The organism is Deferribacter desulfuricans SSM1 (genome assembly GCF_000010985.1).
In the GTDB taxonomy this organism is placed as follows: domain Bacteria; phylum Chrysiogenota; class Deferribacteres; order Deferribacterales; family Deferribacteraceae; genus Deferribacter; species Deferribacter desulfuricans.
In genome coordinates, this window is the sequence record NC_013939.1 from 1,926,158 (window position 1) to 1,944,053 (window position 17,896).

Annotated in this window: 16 protein-coding genes and 1 tRNA gene; all 17 read right to left on the reverse strand. The window is 32.7% G+C overall.

The window, feature by feature from the left end; genetic code table 11:
- Positions 1–11: 11 nt before the first annotated feature.
- Complete coding sequence (gene hisF / locus DEFDS_RS09615; protein ID WP_013008602.1) at positions 12–773, reverse strand: imidazole glycerol phosphate synthase subunit HisF; 762 nt, start codon at positions 771–773, stop codon at positions 12–14.
- A gap of 9 nt (positions 774–782) precedes the next feature.
- Entirely contained in the window at positions 783–1,196 is a 414-nt protein-coding gene (locus DEFDS_RS09620) for an HIT family protein (protein ID WP_013008603.1), read from the reverse strand.
- Positions 1,197–1,266: 70 nt separating this feature from the next.
- Entirely contained in the window at positions 1,267–4,353 is a 3,087-nt protein-coding gene (locus tag DEFDS_RS09625; RefSeq protein WP_013008604.1) for an efflux RND transporter permease subunit, read from the reverse strand.
- Complete coding sequence (locus DEFDS_RS09630) at positions 4,353–5,507, reverse strand: efflux RND transporter periplasmic adaptor subunit (protein ID WP_041223721.1); 1,155 nt, start codon at positions 5,505–5,507, stop codon at positions 4,353–4,355. The genes DEFDS_RS09625 and DEFDS_RS09630 overlap by 1 nt, the downstream gene beginning before the upstream one ends.
- Positions 5,491–6,876, reverse strand: a complete 1,386-nt coding sequence (locus DEFDS_RS09635) for a TolC family protein (protein WP_013008606.1) — start codon at positions 6,874–6,876, stop codon at positions 5,491–5,493. The genes DEFDS_RS09630 and DEFDS_RS09635 overlap by 17 nt, the downstream gene beginning before the upstream one ends.
- Positions 6,876–7,487 carry a TetR/AcrR family transcriptional regulator gene (locus tag DEFDS_RS12730; RefSeq protein ID WP_050742522.1) on the reverse strand — a complete coding sequence of 204 codons (612 nt, stop codon included), beginning with the start codon at positions 7,485–7,487 and terminating at the stop codon, positions 6,876–6,878. The genes DEFDS_RS09635 and DEFDS_RS12730 overlap by 1 nt, the downstream gene beginning before the upstream one ends.
- 323 nt (positions 7,488–7,810) lie before the next feature.
- Positions 7,811–7,896 (reverse strand) — tRNA-Leu (locus tag DEFDS_RS09645).
- Between the two features lie 59 nt (positions 7,897–7,955).
- Positions 7,956–8,984 (reverse strand): UDP-glucose 4-epimerase GalE, encoded by a 1,029-nt coding sequence (gene galE, locus DEFDS_RS09650; protein WP_013008608.1) that lies wholly within the window; start codon positions 8,982–8,984, stop codon positions 7,956–7,958.
- 41 nt (positions 8,985–9,025) lie between these two features.
- The gene (locus DEFDS_RS13000; protein WP_153801492.1) at positions 9,026–9,157 is read right to left on the reverse strand and encodes a FeoB-associated Cys-rich membrane protein; all 132 of its coding nucleotides are present in this window, start codon (positions 9,155–9,157) and stop codon (positions 9,026–9,028) included.
- 1 nt (position 9,158) lies between these two features.
- Positions 9,159–10,379, reverse strand: coding sequence for an NADH:ubiquinone reductase (Na(+)-transporting) subunit F (gene nqrF / locus DEFDS_RS09655; protein ID WP_041223982.1), 1,221 nt, complete (start codon positions 10,377–10,379; stop codon positions 9,159–9,161).
- Positions 10,380–10,399: 20 nt separating this feature from the next.
- Positions 10,400–11,011, reverse strand: coding sequence for an NADH:ubiquinone reductase (Na(+)-transporting) subunit E (nqrE, locus tag DEFDS_RS09660; protein ID WP_041223723.1), 612 nt, complete (start codon positions 11,009–11,011; stop codon positions 10,400–10,402).
- Complete coding sequence (locus tag DEFDS_RS09665) at positions 11,004–11,618, reverse strand: NADH:ubiquinone reductase (Na(+)-transporting) subunit D (RefSeq protein ID WP_013008611.1); 615 nt, start codon at positions 11,616–11,618, stop codon at positions 11,004–11,006. The genes nqrE and DEFDS_RS09665 overlap by 8 nt, the downstream gene beginning before the upstream one ends.
- A gap of 10 nt (positions 11,619–11,628) precedes the next feature.
- Positions 11,629–12,396 carry a Na(+)-translocating NADH-quinone reductase subunit C gene (locus tag DEFDS_RS09670; RefSeq protein ID WP_013008612.1) on the reverse strand — a complete coding sequence of 256 codons (768 nt, stop codon included), beginning with the start codon at positions 12,394–12,396 and terminating at the stop codon, positions 11,629–11,631.
- Positions 12,386–13,582 carry an NADH:ubiquinone reductase (Na(+)-transporting) subunit B gene (locus tag DEFDS_RS09675; RefSeq protein ID WP_013008613.1) on the reverse strand — a complete coding sequence of 399 codons (1,197 nt, stop codon included), beginning with the start codon at positions 13,580–13,582 and terminating at the stop codon, positions 12,386–12,388. The genes DEFDS_RS09670 and DEFDS_RS09675 overlap by 11 nt, the downstream gene beginning before the upstream one ends.
- On the reverse strand, positions 13,582–14,901 hold the full coding sequence (nqrA, locus tag DEFDS_RS09680) for an NADH:ubiquinone reductase (Na(+)-transporting) subunit A (protein WP_013008614.1): 1,320 nt from the start codon (positions 14,899–14,901) through the stop codon (positions 13,582–13,584). The genes DEFDS_RS09675 and nqrA overlap by 1 nt, the downstream gene beginning before the upstream one ends.
- A gap of 64 nt (positions 14,902–14,965) precedes the next feature.
- Positions 14,966–16,306 carry a 3-oxoacid CoA-transferase gene (locus DEFDS_RS09685; protein ID WP_013008615.1) on the reverse strand — a complete coding sequence of 447 codons (1,341 nt, stop codon included), beginning with the start codon at positions 16,304–16,306 and terminating at the stop codon, positions 14,966–14,968.
- Positions 16,307–16,316: 10 nt separating this feature from the next.
- On the reverse strand, positions 16,317–17,741 hold the full coding sequence (locus tag DEFDS_RS09690; RefSeq protein ID WP_013008616.1) for an aldehyde dehydrogenase family protein: 1,425 nt from the start codon (positions 17,739–17,741) through the stop codon (positions 16,317–16,319).
- Between the last annotated feature and the right edge of the window lie 155 nt (positions 17,742–17,896).

Consider the following 17,896-nt stretch of genomic DNA (forward strand, 5'->3'; position numbering starts at 1 on the left):
TAAACCCCTTTTTATAGTCTAACAGGTACACCATTTTTTTTAAGAAACTTTTTAACCTCTTTTATAGAATACTCTTTATAATGAAAAATAGAAGCTGCTAATGCTGCATCCGCTTTCCCTTTGGTTAATCCTTCTAAAATATGCTGCAAATTGCCCACACCACCTGATGCAATAACAGGTATTTCCACAGCCTCAGCCACTGCTCTTGTCAGCTCTATATCGTACCCCTCTTTTGTGCCATCCATATCCATACTGGTAAGTAGTATCTCACCAGCACCATAAAGCTCCATCCTTTTTGCCCATTCTATAGCATCTATACCTGTAGGAGTTCTACCACCATGGATATAAACTTCCCATCCATAACCATCTGATTTCCTTTTAGCATCTATAGCAACTACTATACATTGAGAACCAAAAACACTTGAAGCTTCTCTTACAAAATCAGGATTTTTTACTGCAGCAGAGTTTATAGACACTTTATCAGCACCAGCTTTCAAAAGATTTCTAATATCCTCAATTGTCCTTATTCCACCACCAACAGTTAGTGGGATAAAAACCTGCTCAGCAGTCTTTTTGACAACATCAATAATTATCCCTCTATTTTCAGCACTTGCAGTAATATCAAGAAAAGTAATCTCATCTGCACCTTCCAAATCATACTGCTTTGCCACCTCTACAGGATCACCAGCATCTTTTAGATTAACAAACTTCGTCCCTTTTACGACCCTACCATCCTTGACATCAAGACAGGGGATTATCCGTTTTGCAAGCATCTTTAACCTTTATTTGAGTTTATTAGCTATCTTTTTAGCAAATTCTGCCATCTGCTCATTTGATTCATATTGTTTATGCTTAATAGCAAATCTAATCCCATCATTTTCATATCTAGGGATTAAATGAATATGTGAATGAAAAACTTCCTGCCCCCCTGCAGGCTCATTATTTTGCACAATATTTAAGCCATCACAGTTTAAGGCTGATTTTATTGCATTTGCAAGCTTTACCAATACTGGATAAATTTTTTCACCTATTTCCTTATCTGTGTCATAAATATTTCTAAAATGCTTCTTAGGTATTAACAATGTGTGTCCAAGATGAACAGGCCTGATATCAAGAATAGCTATAAAATCATCATCTTCATAAACCTTTGCAGATGGTATTTCACCAGAAATTATTTTACAGAATATACAATCCATCTCCCACCTCTAAAAATTTAAACTTTATATAAATTTTTATAAGCTTTTGTAAGAAAATTCAACCTTTTGTTTAAAACAGTTTTTTAGCAATACCAATAGCATCTTCTATAATCACATAAAGTCCAGGCACCAAAATCAGAACTATAAAAGTGGAAAAAAGTATCCCAAACCCCAAAGATATGGCCATCGGTATTAAAAACCTTGCCTGAACAGAAGTCTCAAAAATCATGGGCATCAATCCAAAAAAGGTTGTGAGAGTAGTAAGCAAAATCGGTCTAAATCTTTTGAGCCCTGCTTCATATATTGCATCATGAAATGTGGCATTTTCCTCTCTTCTTTTTCTATTTGCAAAATCTATCAAAACAAGAGAATCGTTTATCACCACACCAGCAAGGGCCACAATACCAAACATACTAACTAAATTAAGATCATACCCTAATAAAATATGCCCAACAAGAGCACCAATTATACCAAAAGGGATAACTGTCATAATTATCAATGGTTGAAAATAACTCTTAAAAGGGATAGCAAGCATGACATAAATAACCATTATAGCAACTAACAATCCTTTAAATAAAGCAGACATGCTATCTCGCATATCAGATTGTTTCCCCTCAAAGCTATAGTTTAAACCTGGAAACTTCCTTTGTAGCTCTGGTAAAAATTCACTTTTCACCACTTCCAAGATCTTATTTGTTTGATTTTCAGGGGTCACATTTGCTGTTACATTGATAATCCTTCTAAAATTTCTCCTATCTATTGTAGTATAAGACCTACCTCTTTTAATCTCAGCTATTTCTTTTAATGGCACTTTAGAACCGTTTGGTAAATCAACCAAAAATGTTTTGAAAAAGTATTCAAAATCCCTCTCTTTTGCATCAGCCCTTACCATAATCTTTACTTCATCGGTACCTCTTAAAAACCTTTTAGCCTCAGCTCCATAATAATAGTTTCTAAGCTGTCTTGCCAAATATGTCGAATCAATACCAAGAGCCTTCCCTTTGTCATTTAATTTTATATCAAATTGCAATTTACCGTCTGCAAAACCTTCATCGATATCAGATACGTTATTAAAAGTTGCAAGATAATTTGCAAGCTCTTTACTTGCAGCTCTTAAAGTTTTAATATTTCTATGCTGTAACTCAACAGTCAAAGAAGCACCATGGCCTGGGCCACCAAAATCAGAGAAAAATTTAATTGTTTTTATCCCTGTTAAATCTTTGGACTCTTTTCTCCATAAATTTGTAAATTTGGTAGTTGTTATCGGCCTAACATCTGGATCACTTAAATAAACCTGTATAAAGCCACTATTATTATTTATATTTGTCAAAATACCTTGAGCAAGCTTTTCCCCACCATTTTCTTCAATAATTTTTTTAGCCTTTTCAGTGAGAAACTCTGCCACTCTTAATGTATCAAACACACTGCTTTCAACTGGCAAAACAAACTTAACATAGGCAAAATCAGATTCCACCTTTGGGAAAAAGACTATCCCTATTCTACCACTTTTGACAAAACTAACAGCAACAATTAATACCATCAAAGAAAAAACGAAAGTAACGTACCTAAATCTTATACAAAACTTCAAAATGGGACCATACACAGAGTGGATAAATTTTAAAATATATTTACTAATGGTTTGCTGAACCCTATTTATCATTTTTAATATAAACATAGGTTCTTCTTTTTGATGCCCGATATGAGATGGTAAAATAAATAGACTTTCAAGGAGTGAAATAGTAAAAACAGAAACCACAATAACAGGTATAATTCTAAATATTTTACCCATTACTCCTGGAACAAAATACATCGGTAAAAAAGCCACCATATTTGTCAAAACACTAAATATCACAGGGACCATAACTTCTCTGCCACCAATCAATGCAGCCTTTTTAAATGGCAACCCCTGCTGTCTGTATCTGTAAATATTCTCTCCAACAACGATAGCGTCATCCACAACGATACCAAGACAGATTATAAAAGCAAAAAGTGATACCATATTTATTGACACATCAAATTGAGGGAACAACAACATCGAACCAAGAAAAGAGATAGGTATCCCAAGCATCACCCAGAAAGCAAGCCTTATCTCTAAAAACAAAGCTAATAATGAAAAAACAAGAATTAGACCAAGTTTTGCATTTCTCAAAAGCAAATCTATACGCTGAGCAAAAATTTTTGATCTATCATTTACATAGTCAGTGTATAGCCCAGGTGGTAGCTCATTATTAATCTCTTTAATAAACTTTTTTACAGTTTCCGCTATTTCTATCGGTTTTTGATCGCCAACTCTATAAACTCTAATACCAATAGCTGGCAAATCGTTATACTTTAAAAAAGTATTAGTCTCTTCAAAATTGTCTGAAATTTTTGCTATCTCACCAAGAGTTATCGCTCTTCCATAATCACTTAAAACAATCGGAATATCTTTTAAATCTTTGCCATACTCCCTTCTCTCCGTTACTCTGATTAGGATATCCCCTTTTGCTGTTTCAATTTTACCAGCTGGCAATTCGAGGTTGTAATTTTTTATTTTATTTGCAACATCAGAAATTGTCAGATTAAACTTTCTTAAAACATCTCTATCTAATTCTATCTTTATCTCATAAGGTTTATCACCTAAAAGTTCTACACTGCTTATATTTTTATATTGAAGTAATCTATCTTTAATATTATCAGCCCATTCCCTCAAAACTTTTTCATCTTGATTCCCATACAGAATCAGCGTGATTACTTCTCTTTTCCTAGATGGGATATAAACTTTAGGCTCTTCAGCATCTTCTGGAAAAGTAGTAATCCTATCTATTTCACTTTTTACATCCTGATAAAGCTGGTTAATATCTGCATCAAGGGTGGCCTCAATGACAACTTCTCCCACTCCTTCATTAGCTGTTGATGTAACCTTTTTTATTCCATCAAGCCCATCCACTGCTTCTTCTATCGGAAGTAAAATCCCTTTTTCTATCTCATCTGGGCTTGCTCCAGGATACGCAACTTCTACAATTACCGAATCTATAGTAAATTCAGGGAAAACTTCCTGTTTTATTTGAGTACTCCAGTAAAGCCCACCAACTATAAGGAAAATCATAAGAATATTTGCAGCAACAGGATTATCAATAAACCAGCCAATAGCACCCTTTTTCATACCATTTGCCATTAATCTACCCTATTAATAACTTTTACTGGCAACCCTTCTACTACAGATGAAAGGTTTGTTACGATTATTTGAGAATTTTCGTCAATATCGTAAGTATAAACATAGTTTTCATCTTCAAATAAAATTTTTATTTTCTTTAAATGTAACTTATTATCTTTTACAATCCATACAAATTCATCTTCTCTTACAACTCTTTCAGGAAGTCTAACAATACCTTTCAACTCTTTACCTATCAAATCAAAAGTTACATAGTCATACAAAAAGATGTTTGGATTAAAACTATCTATTTTTAAAATTACTTTTAAAAGTAACCCTTTTTCATCCAATGCTTTTTCTAATTTAAATAATTTAGCATCAATTTTTTCCCCATCATTATAAACAACTGCATTTATATTTTTATTAATATCTAAATATTTCAAATCAGCCTTTGTAATATTCCCTCTTACATAAACCATATCTGCATCAATTATATCAGCAATTTTTACACCACTGTTTACATACCCTCCCACATCAATATATTTTTTCAATACATAGCAGTTAAAAGGAGCTTTAATTACTGTTCTTTCCAAATCAAGTTTAGCTTGCTTTATATTTTCCTCTGCTATTTTTATATTCTCTTCGATTTTTTTAATATAAGGTTCTCGTTTTAAAACATACAAAGATTCATTATCTATATCTTTAATAAAATCTTTAGCTGAGTTTAGCTCTTTTAGAGCTCTATTTCTTTTTGATTTTTCTAAAATCAGATCCTCTTTCAACGAATTTAGATTAGCAAGCTCTTTATTTAATCTTATCTTATAATCTGTATCATCAATTTTGATTAATGTTTCCCCTTTTTTAATAAAACCGCCTTCTATCAAATTTTGATTCACATATACAACTTTGCCACTAACCTCAGGCACAATTGAAACTTCCTTTGCTGGATAAATTCTGCCAAAACCTTTAATGATATAATTTGTATCAACTTTTTCACCTTTGGTAACTTCAACATTTACAAAAATCTTTTTAGGCTTTTTTCTCTTTGCAACCTTTTTTGTTTTAATCAGATATTTTGATAAACTTAAACCACCAAAAACAATAACAACTATTAAAATAAAAGATAAGATCCTCTGCAATACAGATTTTTTGTAATAACCATTACTGTTCTTTTCCATGTTTAACCTCTTTGTAATATCTCCCACCTAATGCTTTATAAAAACTCACAAGACTTTCTAAATAGCTCAACTTTTTATCGATAAGATCAAGTTTGTAATCGATAAGTTTTAATTCTTCAGAAATCAAATCTATCAAGCTATTTTCGCCAGATAGATATTTTAACTTTATTAATTGATACTGTTTTTCCTCTTTTTGTAAATTTTTCGTTGTAGTCTCAAGCTGACTTAATGAATTGGAAATATTTAAAAAACCATTTTCAACATCAACTACAGCCTGATAAACTGTTTTTTTATAATTTATAAAGGATTCATCTACTTTAATCTTGTTAATCAATTCATTATATTTCCTTTTATTAAAATCTATTAACGGATAAAAAAGGTTTGCAGCAATATTTAAGACCCAGTTATCAAATATACTACTTATTTCGTTTGAGCTATATTTGTAAGAAGCAGAAATACTAAAAGTTGGAAATCTCTCTAATCTCGATATCTTATATGCCGCAAAGGATTTCATCAAATTTACTTCAGAAAGCCTTATGTCTGGTCTAAGTCTTATTAATTCTAAAGGTACAGGTGTTTTTATATCAAAATCAACTTCAGGTAGTGTCCTATCTTTTAGCTCTATATCAATATTATTATAACCTAATAAAATTTTTATCCTATTTTCATAAATGTTTTTGTTATTTTTTAATAATTTTATTGCATTTTCAGTAGAAATTATTTGCTGATCGATCAAATAAAGCTCTTTTAAACTAATTTCCCCAGAGAAGTATTTATTTTCTAATAATCTCTTTTGATTTTCCAATAATTTTAATTTTGCGTTTAACAAATATTCTTTTTCAAAAATTGCTAAAGTATTTAACCAATTTGTAGTTATCTCCCCAGCAATAGTATTAAATAGTGCATCATAATCAAATCTTTTCTCCAATACATTTAGCTCTGTAAGCTTTATCCCTTCTCTAATTTTTCCCCATATATCTATCTCGTATGATGCGGATAAACCTAAATAATAATTGTTTACAGTGACAGTATTAAACCCTTTATTCTTGGTTTTTGTTCTCTCATAACCAGCGTTTAAACCAATTTCTGGAAATAATGCAGTTCTATCCTTTTTATATTGTAAATTCGCTTCTTCTACTGTTTTCACAGCTAATTTTAGGTCAAAGTTATTTTTTTGGGCAAAAATAATTAAACTATTTAGGTCATCTGAGCCAAAGCTTTTCCACCACTCTTTATCATATTCTTTAACCCCTTCAATTTTAAATTTATAATCTGCTGGCAAATCAGAATTGTTTAATTTAGGTATTTCTTTGGTTATACAACCTGTCAAAAGTAAAATAATTGAAAAATAAAAAAATAAAACTCTCATCACTCAAACCTTTTATAATTTTCTAAACCAGCCAAACTAAATTTATATATATGATCCGTTAATTTTTTAATAAGTTCTACGTCATTTTTATTTTTCACAATTTCTTTTTGTATCATAGGATTAATTTTTAAAAATAAACACTGACTCATTATACTATAACCCATTAAATGAAGTCTATCAAAATCGTTTATCCCAGTAATCCCTTTTACAATATTAAAAAGTGTCTCTCTATACCTAGACTTAATCTCAGCTAAAATATCATCACAAATACCACTAGATTGCATAGATTCGTGTAAAAAAAGTTGTGGTAAATATCTTGACTCGTCTTCAGAATAACCTCTCTTAACTACAGTCTCAATAAAAAGATATAGTTTTTTCTCATAAGGAATATCTAAATTATTCAATTTTAATAAAGGCATTTTCTCTTCAGCTATTTCAAATGCCTTTTTAAATATTTCCCGATATAGATTTGCTTTAGATCTAAAATAGTAATTAACTGAGGCGATATTAACACCGGCTTTTTTACAAATTCCAGCTACAGACGTTTTTCTATAGCCATTATCTGCAAAAAGCTCCAGTGCTGCTAAAATTATTTTATCTCTTTTATCCATCTTAACATCCATTTCAAATAATCATTTAAAATATCTATTTAAAATTGTCAATAAAAAAAGGTGATGCATAGTAGTCAAGGGTGTTGCACAATAATAACTGCTTAATCACCTCAGATTGCTTCGCTAACGCTCGCAATGACAGCAATTTTGGGTCATTGCGCCCTTGCCATTCAGTGTAGTAGATGCTGAGTTTAAAATTTTTAATATTCTATGTTTTAAATGTATAACTATCAAAGTTTAAACACTAACGGCGGGGAAAGCAATCTGGAACTTAAACATATTTTACTGTACAAAAATTTATTAAAACCTTGAGAATCCAGAAATGCCCAAGGGGGGACTCGAACCCCCACGGCCTTTTACGGCCACAGGATCCTGAATCCTGCGTGTCTACCAATTCCACCACTTGGGCGAAACAAAAAAACATATATGTATTTTAGTACCCCTTGTCAACAAATATAATAATCAAGCTCAATCTAATCTCTTTTCCCACTCAAAAGCACTTTTACAAATCAACTCTAAATTATCAAATTTTGGCTGCCAACCAAGTTTATTTAAGATTTTGCTATTATCAGCAATCAGTTTTGATGGATCGCCAGCTCTTCTACCAGTTATTTCCACTTTAAAATCAACACCACTGACTTTTTTCATTGTATTTATAACCTCTTTTACCGTATAACCATGCCCATATCCACAATTAAAAATATCACTCACATTCTCATTTAAATAATCAAGTGCCTGCAAGTGAGCCATTGCAAGATCATCGACATGAATATAATCTCTAATACATGTACCATCTTTTGTATCGTAATCATCACCAAAAATATAGATTTTATCCCTTTTCCCTGTAGCTGTTTCAGCTGCCACTTTTATCAAATGTGTCGCTTCAGGAAATGCCTGACCAATTCGAGGATTTATATCCTCTATTGTTTTTGCATTGTTCATATCTGCACCAGCCACATTAAAGTACCTTAAAATCACATATTTAAAATCGTTATTTGCCTTTGCAGTATCGATAAGCACTCTCTCGCTCATCATTTTACTCATACCGTAAGGGTTAATTGGACTTAAAATCGTTGTCTCTTTTACTGGTACCTCTTCAGGCTCCCCATAAACTGCAGCTGTTGATGAAAAGATAAATCTTTCAACCCCATAATTAGTTGCCAGTCTAATCAAATTTGTGGTATTTACAGTATTATTCATATAATATTTGAGAGGATTTTCCACACTTTCTGGCACAATAATGCTTGCTGCAAAATGTATTATTGCATCAAAAGAATATGATTTAAAAATCCCCTCTACTAAACTAAAATTGGATAAATCAGCTTCAATTATTTTTAATCTACCATTCACATCAATTTTTTTCAAAGTATCAACATTCTTTCTGCTACCTGTAGAAAAATTATCAAGAATAACAACATTATCAGATCTTTTCTCAAGAATCTCCTTTACTACATGACTACCAATATAACCAGCTCCACCAGTAACAAGAATATTCATAAGCCCCCCTTAACTATAAATATAGAAATTAATATTATAAATTAATCTTTATTACAAGAACAACTACCACCTGTATGAGAACAACACCCATCCTTATTTTTGTTCTTCATAAACAATATAAAAATAAAAAATACAAATGTCACAATCACTACAAATATTATAAAATCGATCACATTACCCTCCAAAATCATCAAAAAGGATATTTTCTCTTTCAACTCCCAGAGAATCAAGCATCTTTAATACTGCTTCAATCATAACAGGTGGGCCGCACAAATAATATTCACAATCTTCAGGTGCAGGATGATTTTTTAAATAATTTTCATAGACAACCTCATGTATATATCCTGTAAACCCATCCCAGTTATCCTCAGGTTGAGGATCTGATAATGCTATAAACCATTCAAAGTTATCATGCTCTTTAGCAAGTCTATCGAAGTCCTCTACATAAAAAAGCTCTCTCTTGCTTCTTGCACCATACCAAAATGTTATCTTCCTATTTGTTTTTACCCTTTTTAATTGATCAAAAATATGAGAACGCATTGGTGCCATACCAGCACCACCACCGATAAAAACCATTTCATTATCTGTATCTTTTACAAAAAACTCACCATAAGGGCCCGAAACGGTTACTTTATCTCCAGGTTTCAAACTAAAAACATATGAAGACCCTTTACCAGGTGGAATATCTTTTCTATTTTGAGGTGGAGTTGCAATTCTCACATTGAGCATTATTATCCCCTTCTCTAATGGGTAGTTTGCCATAGAATAAGCTCTTACAACAGGCTCATCTACCTTGGATACAAGTTCAAATAAACCAGCTTTTTCCCAATCTTCTCTATATTCTTCATCTATATCAAAATCTTTGAAATAAGCAGTATAAGGTGGCACCCACACTTGAATAAAACCACCTGCTTTGAAATCAAAATCAACACCCTCAGGGATCTTTAAAACCAGCTCTTTAATAAAAGTAGCCACATTTTTGTTTGAAATCACTTCACACTCAAGCTGTTTTGCACCAAAGACATCAGGAGATACCTCAATTTTTAAGTCATTTTTAACCGTTACCTGACAGCTCAGTCTTACCCCTTCCTTTTCCTCCCTTTTTGAAATATGTGATAGCTCTGTAGGGAGAATATCACCACCACCTTCCAACACCTTCACTTTACACAAACCACATGTTCCCTGGCCACCACAAGCAGAAGATAAATAAATCCCATTTTCAGCCAATGCAAATAAAAGCTTACCACCTTTTTGTGTAACTAATGGCTCTTTTTCATCATTTATATAAATTTTTACTTCGCCTGTTTGAACAAGCTTACTTTTTGCATATAAAATAACAGCTACAAGCATCAAAATAATAAATGTAAAAGATAATACCCCTAAAACTATTTCTATCAAAATCCCACCTCAATACTCTATAATTTTATTCCTGAAAAAATCATAAAAGCAATTGCCATTAAACCAGCTACAATAAAGGTTAAACCGACCCCTTCAAGCCCTTTAGGTGGATTGCTATATTTTAATTTATCTCTTATACCTGCAAGTAAGATAATTGCCAAAGCCCAACCCATACCTGATCCAAGCCCATACACTATCGATTCAATATGTGTATATTCTCTTTGAACCATAAAGAGAGAGCCACCCAATATTGCACAATTTACAGTAATTAACGGAAGATAAATACCAAGTGAGTTGTAGAGTTTTGGAAAAAACTTATCCACAACCATTTCCAAAATTTGAACCATCGCAGCAATCACACCAATGTATGATACAAGTCCAATAAACGATAAATCTACATTTTTCAAACCAAGCCAGCTCAAAGCTCCGTCTCTTAGAATATATTGATAAAGGACATTGTTAGCTGGCACTGTAATAAACTGCACAATGATAACAGCCATCCCAAGCCCAACAGCTGTTTCCATCTTTTTAGAAACAGCTATAAATGTACACATACCAAGGAAAAAGGATAATGCCATATTTTCTATAAATATAGATTTTACAAAAAGACTAAGCAAATGCTCAAGCATCATAATCCCCTATCTGCCTTTTAACATGCCAGATTAAAAGCCCAATAATAAAAAATGCACTTGGTGCAAGTAAGAACAAACCGTTTGGAGTGTACCAACCACCCTCAGATACAGGTTTTAGAATTGTAATACCGAGTAATTTACCAGAACCAATTAACTCTCTAATTATTGCCACTACTATCAAAATCCCACCATAACCGACACCATTACCTATTCCATCTAAAAAACTTTCTATTGGGCCATTCTTCAGTGCAAAAGCCTCAGCTCTACCCATAATAATACAGTTTGTTATGATTAGCCCCACAAACACAGATAATTGTTTACTTATTTCAAAGAAATACGCTTTTATAAACTGGTCTGCGATAATAACTAAAGTGGCAATTATAGTTGTCTCAACAATAATTCTTATATTTGTAGGGATATTATCTCTTATCAGTGAAATAAAAAGGTTAGAAAAAGCCACTACAAAAGTAACAGCCAAAAACATCACAATCGCAGTCTCAAGTTTAGAAGTCACAGCCAAAGCAGAACAGATCCCCAACACCTGAACAGCAATCGGGTTATCTCTAAATATAGGTTTTAAGAGGACTTCTTTATACTTTTTCATCTAACATCCTCTAAAATGTATTTTTCATCAAAAATTTTTTATAACCTCTATCACCCAACCAAAATTTAACCATATTATTTACCCCAGCAGTTGTAAGTGAAGCACCGCTTAAACCATCAACCTGATAAATCTTTTCAGCAGAATCAGGATTTACCTCACCTTTAATCACTGTCAATTTTAATCTACCATCCTTATCATAAATCATCTTACCAACCCATTTTCTTTTCCAAGTAGGGTTATCCACTTCTCCACCAAGCCCAGGAGTTTCCTTATGCTCATAAAAAGTTATACCGCAAATTGACTTATCTTTTGCATTAATACAGAGAAATCCGTATAATGTTGACCAGAGCCCTTTACCATAAATTGGGACTATAATTTTATTAACACTATTATTTTCTTTAACAAAATAAATTAAAACCTTCTTTGGTATCCTTCCTATACTTGCCAAATCCTCTTCAGGCTTTAACTTTATAGATTTTGTATCATCATTAAGCATCTTTTTAAAATTTTTATAATAACCACCAATATCTTTGATATCCTCTAAATTATATGTTTCCATATCCAATAATTTTGGCAGCAGCTTTTTCCCCAAAATTTCATTTATATTATTTCTTTCATCTATCCCTGCAACCTGAATAACATTCTTTAAAACATCTTTAATCTGATTTTTCTCTTGAACAGGTTTCAATAATACAGCAGCTGCAGAAACAAGTATAGAGCAAACAAAAGATATGACAAAAGCAACAAAAAGAGTTTTTCTTTTGCTATCAGGCTGCAACTTTATTTCTCCTTTTAATAACTGATTTTATTACAAAATAATCTATTGTTGGCGCTACAATATTTGCAAAGATTATAGCAAGCATAGTCCCCTCTGGATAAGCAGGATTTACAACTCTTACAAGCACTGTTAAAGAACCTATAAGAAAACCATAAATCCATCTTCCTCTATCTGTATAAGCAGCACTTACAGGATCTGTCGCCATGAAAGCTACTCCAAAAGCAAATCCACCCAAAACCAAGTGCCAATAAAAAGGTAGATTAAACATATAATTTGTTTGACTACCAATTAGGTTAAAAAGTGTAGAAGTAAAAATCAGCCCTATTACTGCAGAAACCATTATACGCCATGATGCCACATTACTAACAACCAAAATTAAAGCACCCACGATACATAGGAGTGTAGATGTTTCACCCATTGAGCCAGGGATAAATCCTAAAAAAGCATCCATCCATCTATAATGTTCACTAATTATATTATTAGATGATGCAAGTGTTAAAGGAGTAGCAACACTAACAGCATCAATACCAGTCCAAACTCTATCACCTGTCATACTTGCAGGGTATGAAAAAAACAAAATAGCCCTTGATATCAGTGCTGGGTTTACAACATTCATCCCAGTGCCGCCAAAAAGCTCTTTCCCAAGCACTAATCCTAATGAAAGAGCCACTGATGCTTCCCACAATGGGACATTTGGTGGGAGAATTAAAGGATATAATAAGCTTGTTACAAGAAACCCTTCACTTATTTCATGTTTTCTAACAACAGCAAACAATACTTCCCAAAAACTACCCACAACCATAGTTACTGCATAAAGGGGTAAAAAGTATGCAAGCCCCACAGCAAAATTACTAACAATACTACTATCAAAACTTACATGGAACCATTTTAAAACATCCCAACGAAAACCATCTGGAATTATATTATATTCATTAATTAAAAGGTTCGTTTGTAATCCTGTATTATAAATAGCAAATATTGTTACTGGTAAAAGTGCTATAACAACAAAAATCATTACCCTTTTAAAATCAGCTACATCCCTTATGTGACACTTGCCTGAAGTTTTTGTATCTGGTGAGAAAAAGAAAGATTCTGTTGCTTCATAAAGAGGATACCATCTGCTATATTTACCACCTTCTTTAAAGTGCTCACCTATCTTATCAAAAATCTTTTGCAACCTTTTCATCACCATTCCTTCTCTATTGTATCAAGTAGCTCTCTTGAATGTTTTATAAAATCGATTTTACTTGGACAAACATATGTATATAAAGAAAAATCCTCTTCACCTAAAGATAAAATACCAAGATCTATGGCTCTATCAATATCCTTTGTCAAAACAGCCCTTAATAATGCCAAAGGTTCTGTATCAATAGCTGTAACTTTATTGTACGAAGATATTGGAATAATAGGTCTCAGGCTACCGTGCATCGATGTATCAAAAATATACTTTTTAGGTTTAATAAATTTAGAAAGAGCAACGCCTAAAACTGTAAAATATTTTCTTGATGGGGAAATCCACCCAAACAGCCTCTTTTCACCCCCTTCTTTTATGATTGAAACCTGATTATCGTAAAAACCAACAAAAGGAGCATTTTCATCAATCTTTCTTCCATACAAATAACATCCAGAAATATATCTATAATCTTTGCTTAAATCCTGTATATTATCAAGCCTGCTCCCTTTTAATATCTTAAATATACCATTTTCTTGAAAGCCATAACCAGCAATAGAAACATATTTATAGGGATTAATTTTACCTGTATTAAAAAAATAACCGATATCAATTACAGCTTGATAATCTATGTACCATACTTCTTCTTCCATTGTTGGCTTTCTTAAATAATCGATATGGGTACCAGCAAGTCCAGCAGGGTGAGGACCATGAAAAACAGCTACTTCTAATAAATTATCTTCAGATAACATACTTTTATTAAAATCTTTATCAACACATAAAAATGTCTTTACACCAAAAGCTTCCTTTAAGACATTTACCCCTTTTATGAAATTTTCTTTTTCCTTTTCAATGATAAAATTAGGTTCTGGTGCAAAACCTCTTGTATCTATAGCTGTTACAAAAATTGCTACAGGTTTTGATGTAGAAGAAGGGATTTTATCAAAAGGTCTCTTTCTAAAATATGGCCAAAATCCATATTTTAATAAAATATATTTATAATTCAAATTGTTATCTTTAAAATCGATAGCTTCTACAGATGTATGATCCTCAACTTCTATACTCAAGTATAAAAATTTTCTCTTTTCACCCCTTACAATATTCTTTACAACACCATTTACAGGGGAAACAAAAACCACATCTTCATCTTTTCTATTAATAAAAATTGGTGAACCAGTAGAAACCTTATCCCCTTCATTCACTAAAAACTTTACCTTTAAACCTGTAAAATCATCACCCACAAAACCAATTTCGCGAGATAACTTTTCCCCTTTAAAATCACAGACCTTACCAAAAGGGAGCTCAAGCCCCCTTTTAATCTTAATCTCTTTCATTACCAGCCCTTTATTTTAAAATTATTACAATTATATTTATAAATTCCAATTAATCAAGTAGATTTTACTTAACCTTGACTTCACAACCTGTACTTTTCTTTATATCTTCTAAATCAGAAAATGGTGAAATTTCAAGTAAATATAACCCTTCACTGTTTATTTCAAACACCCCTTTATCAGTTACAAGCATATCTACAACCCCTTTGCCCGTTATAGGTAAAGTACACTCTTTCAGTATCTTTGGTTTTCCATCCTTTGCAACATGCTCCATCATTACTATAACCTTTTTAACACCACTAACCAAATCCATAGCTCCACCAGGCCCTTTTACCATTTTGCCAGGTATCATCCAGTTTGCCAGATCCCCTTTCTCACTCACTTGCATACCACCTAAAACGGACAAATCAATATGGCCACCTCTAACCATTGCAAAAGATTCTGAAGAGTCAAAAAAAGCTGCACCTTTCTTATATGTAATAGTTTGCTTGCCAGCATTTATCAAATCAGGGTCTGCATCTTTTTCAGTCTTAGGAAACGGACCAATACCTAACAAACCATTTTCCGAATGCAGTGTAATATCCATATCATCAGTTATAAAGTTAGCTACAAGAGTTGGCATCCCTATTCCAAGATTTACATACATCCCCTTTTTCAATTCCTTTGCAACCCTTTTTGCCATCCACTCTCTTTTCTCATTCATTTTAGCTTCAGTCATATTTTCTAATGTTGTTAATTGCTCAATTCTCTTTTCGTATCTTTCACCTAAAACAATCCTATCCACATAAATACTTGGTAAATGGATATAATGAGGATCAATCTCATCAACAATCTCTTCAACCTCAACTATTGTAAACTTTGCAGCCTTAGCACAAACTTCATTGAAGTTGTTTGCAGTATACCTAAAGATTACATTCCCTTTTTTATCAGCCTTCCAACCCTTAACAATTGCAAGATCAGGTCTGATACTTTCTTCTAACACATATTCTTTACCATCAAATACTTTAATTTCTTTCCCCTCTGTTAATATAGTACCATAACCTGTCATTGTATAAAAAGCTGGGATTCCTGCTCCCCCAGCTCTCAATTTTTCAGCTAAAGTACCTTGAGGTACGAGCTCTAACTCAAGCTCACCATTTAAATATTGCTGTTCAAAAATTTTATTTTCTCCCACATAAGAGGATATCATTTTTTTTATTTGACGCGTCTGCAGTAATATACCTAATCCAAAATCATCCACACCAGCATTATTACTGACAAATGTTAAATCTTTTACCTTTAGCTCTTTAATTGCATTAATAAGATTTTCAGGGATTCCACAAAGTCCAAAACCACCCGCAGCGACAACCATCCCATCTTTTATAACATCTTTAATAGCCTCTATTGAGGACTTTAAAATTTCTGCCATAATACACCTCTTAATTTAAATTAAACATAACCATCCTTATTTCTGTCATTTCATCAACAGCGTATTTAACCCCTTCTCTACCAAGTCCAGAAAGCTTCACACCACCATAAGGCATATTATCCACTCTAAAAGTTGGAACATCATTAACCATGACACCCCCAAACTCAAGTCTATCTATTAAATAAAAAGCGGTCTTGATATTCTCAGTAAATACTCCCACTTGTAAACCATACTTTGTATCATTTACCTGTTTTATAGCATCATCTAAATCTTTGAATTTAAATAGTGATACAACAGGTGCAAACACTTCATCTTTAACAACCTTCATATCACTTGTGCAGTTTTCAAGAACTGTTGGATAATAAACACTTCCTTCCCTTTTCCCTCCGACTAACACTTTTGCACCTTGCTCAATCGCCTCATTTACCCATTGTTCAACTCTCTCAGCTTCTTTCAAGTCTATCATCGGGCCGACAACTACATTATCGCTCAATTGATCACCAACTCCCATCTCTGCAACACTTTTTACGTAAAGCTCTTTAAATTCATCATACTTGTCTTCATGTATGTAAATCCTCTGAACACTGATGCAAACTTGACCAGAATTTGCAAAACCACCAACAACACAAGTTGGTAATGCTTTATAAATATCAGCATCCTTATTAATAATAACTGGTCCATTGTTACCAAGCTCTAATGTAACTCTTTTAATCCCTGATTTTGCTTTAATCTGTAAGCCAACCTCTGGTGAACCAGTAAAAGTAATTTTTGCTACCTTTTCAGAAGTAACAATGGCATTCCCCACAGTAGAACCAGAACCCACAACTAAATTTATCCCATCTGCAGGAAAGCCTGCCTCTAAAATTACTTCAATAAGTTTTACAGCTGTAATCGGTGTCGAAGTAGCCGGTTTTAAAACTATTGGGCAGCCAGCTGCTATAGCTGGACCAACTTTATGAGCAACAAGATTCAATGGGAAATTAAATGGTGTTATCGCTCCAACAACACCCACAGGATACCTCTTATAATAGCCAAATCTATTTTTACCACTAGCAGCCGCATCAAGTGGCACAACTTCTCCACTTAATCTTCTTGCTTCATCCGCACTAAATTTAAAAGTTTCAATTGCTCTTGCAACTTCTCCTCTTGCAAATTTAATAGCTTTACCAGACTCTAAAGAAATCGTTTCAGCAAACTCATCAAATCTATCGGCTATTAAATCTGCAATCTTATCTAAAATATCACCTCTTTCTTTTGCAGTTAAAGACGCAATTTTTTCTTTTGCATTATAAGCTGTATCGATTGCTTTATTTACATCGTCAATAGAAGCTTCATAAACCTTAGCAAATGGTTTATTATCATAAGGGTTAATTACATCGATAATTTTTTCTGTTTCCTGCCACTTCCCATCCCAAAAAAGCTTATATGTTTTCATAAAACACCCCCCGATAATATATTTTATATAACTGAATTTAACTCATAACTTAAGCCATATCAAGGAATTTTAGACTAAAAGGAATATTGCTCTAATAAAATTATGATTTTAACTCATTTCGAAGTTAAATTACTCATTAATAAACAGAATAAAAA